The 2529-nt window shown below is 68.6% G+C and carries 2 protein-coding genes; both read left to right on the top strand.

Features of this window, described 5'->3' with window-relative positions; genetic code table 11:
* Positions 1-99 precede the first annotated feature (99 nt).
* Positions 100-1644, top strand: a complete 1545-nt coding sequence (gene istA, locus AC5JJ1_RS15840; protein WP_495786067.1) for an IS21 family transposase — start codon at positions 100-102, stop codon at positions 1642-1644.
* On the top strand, positions 1644-2405 hold the full coding sequence (istB, locus tag AC5JJ1_RS15835) for an IS21-like element helper ATPase IstB (RefSeq protein WP_495786066.1): 762 nt from the start codon (positions 1644-1646) through the stop codon (positions 2403-2405). Before istA ends, istB begins: the two co-directional genes overlap by 1 nt.
* Positions 2406-2529: the final 124 nt, after the last annotated feature.

The raw sequence follows: 2529 nt of genomic DNA, 5'->3' as shown, positions 1-2529 counted from the left end.
TGGCTTTGCTATCGGATTCTGGCCCGGGTGTGCTGACGAATTTTGGCCCACCTGCTGTCCCTCAACCTAGGGTCTCCTGGTCGTACCGGGAGGCTTGGCATGGACAGGAAAGCCAAAGTGGATTTGTTCGAGCAGCTTCGCCGGGAGCATGAGTTCGGCATCGGGACGGTATCGGGTGTGGCGGCCAAGTTCGGGGTACACCGCCGGATGGTGCGGCAGGCCTTGGCCAGCGCAGTGCCGCCAGAGCGGCATTACCCGCAGCGTGCCCGGCCCAAGTTGGATGCAGTTGCGTCCTTCATTGACCAGGTTCTGGAGGAGGATTTGCGGGCGCCGCGCAAGCAGCGGCATACGGCGCGACGGCTGTATCGGCGGCTGTTGACGGCGTTTCCGGGGGTCGCCCTGGCTGAGTCGACGGTGCGCAATCACGTCCGCGCACGCCGTCATGCCCTGGGTCTGGTGCAGCGGGAGACCTTCGTGCCGCAGAGCTATGGCCTGGGCCAGGAGGCGCAGGTCGACTGGTACGAGGCCTGGGCCGACCTTGGCGGCGAGCGGACCCGGGTGCAGGTCTTTGCCATGCGCTCGATGGCCAGCGGCGCTGCCTTCCACCGCGCCTACCTGCAAGCGACGCAGCAGGCGTTCCTGGAGGCGCATGAGGCGGCGTTCGCCTATTTCGGCGGGGTGTTCCGGCTGCTGCGCTACGACAACCTGGCCAGCGCGGTGCGCAAGATCCTGCGCGGGCACCGGCGGGAGGAGACGGTGCGGTTCGTGGCGTTCCGCTCGCATTGGCGGTTTGCCGCCGAGTTCTGCATGCCCGGCGAGGGCCATGAGAAAGGCGGCGTTGAGGGCGAGGCCGGCTATTTCCGGCGCAACCACCTGGTCCCGGTGCCTGCTGTCGCTGACCTCGATGCGCTGAACGCGTTGTTGCTGGCGGGGTGCCGCGCGGATGAGGCACGGATCCTGGATGGCCGCAGCGAGGCGGTTGGTATGGCGATGGCCGCGGAGCGTGAGCACCTGCTCCGTCCTGCGGCCGAGGGGTTCTCCTTGGCCGAGGTTGCGTTCCCGCTGGTGGACAAGCAGGGCTGCGTCACGGTCAAGACCAATGGCTACTCGGTGCCGGCCCCGGCAGGCAGCCGGGTGGAGGCGCGGGTGCATCCGCTGCATGTCGAGCTCTGGCAGGGTGGCCGGCGGATTGCCCGCCATGAGCGTTGCTACGGTCGTCGCCAGCAGGTGCTGGATCTCGAGCACTACCTGGATGTGCTGGGTCACAAGCCCGGCGCCCTGGCCGGGTCTCGGCCGCTCGAGCAGTGGCGCCAGGCTGGGCGCTGGCCGGCCGACTATGACGTACTCTGGGATCGGCTGCGGGGCCGGCACGGCAAGCAGAACGGCACCCGCGCGATGGTGGCGGTGCTGCTGCTGGGTCGGGAGTTCGGCGAGGAGCGGCTGCGAGCGGCGATCGCCACGGCGGTCTCGCTCGGTGCCTGCGACGCGGCGGCGGTGCGCTATCTGCTGGGCGAGGCGGCATTGCACAAGGCTCGGCCCAGCCCGGTCGAAATCGGCGACCTGGCTCGCTACGACCGGCCGATGCCCAGCGTCGCCGACTACGACACACTGCTGCTCTCCAGCCCCTGTGCAGGAACGGCGTGATGAGCGACCTGCAGGACCAAGCCATCCGGCAGCACTGCAAGGTGCTGCGCATGCCGACGATCGGCAGCCAGTTCAGCCGCCTGGCGGAGACCGCCATCCGCGAGAAGCAGTCCCATCTCGGCTATCTCGAAGCGCTGCTGGCGGCCGAGATGGAGGAGCGCGAGAGCCGGGCGATCACGCGTCTGCTGCACGATGCCAAGCTGCCACGGATGAAGACCCTCGAGGCGTTCGAGTTCGACCGCTCCGGCGTCTCGGCCGCGCAGATGCGCGGGCTGGCCGAGGGCGACTACGTGGCCAGGGCCGAGCCGGTGCTGCTGATAGGCGACGCGGGCACCGGCAAGTCGCATCTGGCGACGGGGCTCTGCGTGGCGGCCTGCCGTCAACGGCGGCGAGTGCGGTTCACCACGGCGACCGGGCTGATCAACGAGCTGGCCGAGGCGGCGCATGCCAACCAGCTGAGCCGCGCGCTTGGCCGCTGGGAGCGGCTCGACCTGATCTGCATCGACGAGTTGGGCTACGTCCCGCTCGCCGAAACTGCCTGCGAGCTGATGTTCCAGGTCATCGCCGACCGGGCCGAGAAGGCGGCGGTGATCGTCACCACCAACCTGCCATTCTCCGAGTGGCCGCAGGTCATCCCGAACCCGCGGCTGTGCAAGGCCCTGATCGATCGCCTGACCGACCGGGCGCACATCATCACCACCGGCACGGAATCCTACCGGTTCCGCCGGACCACGGCGCAGCGCAAGCCCGCGAAGACATGAGGAGGACACCGGAACAGCGACGCTGACCGCCCTGGCCGGATCGCAGCCCGGCCAGGGTGGTCAGAAGCGGCAGGTGGGCCAAAATTCATCAGCACTGCTGGGCCAGAATTCATGGACACAGCCA

The sequence above is a fragment of the Belnapia sp. genome (assembly GCF_059504005.1).
This window is presented reverse-complemented; position numbering and strand designations above follow the sequence as displayed.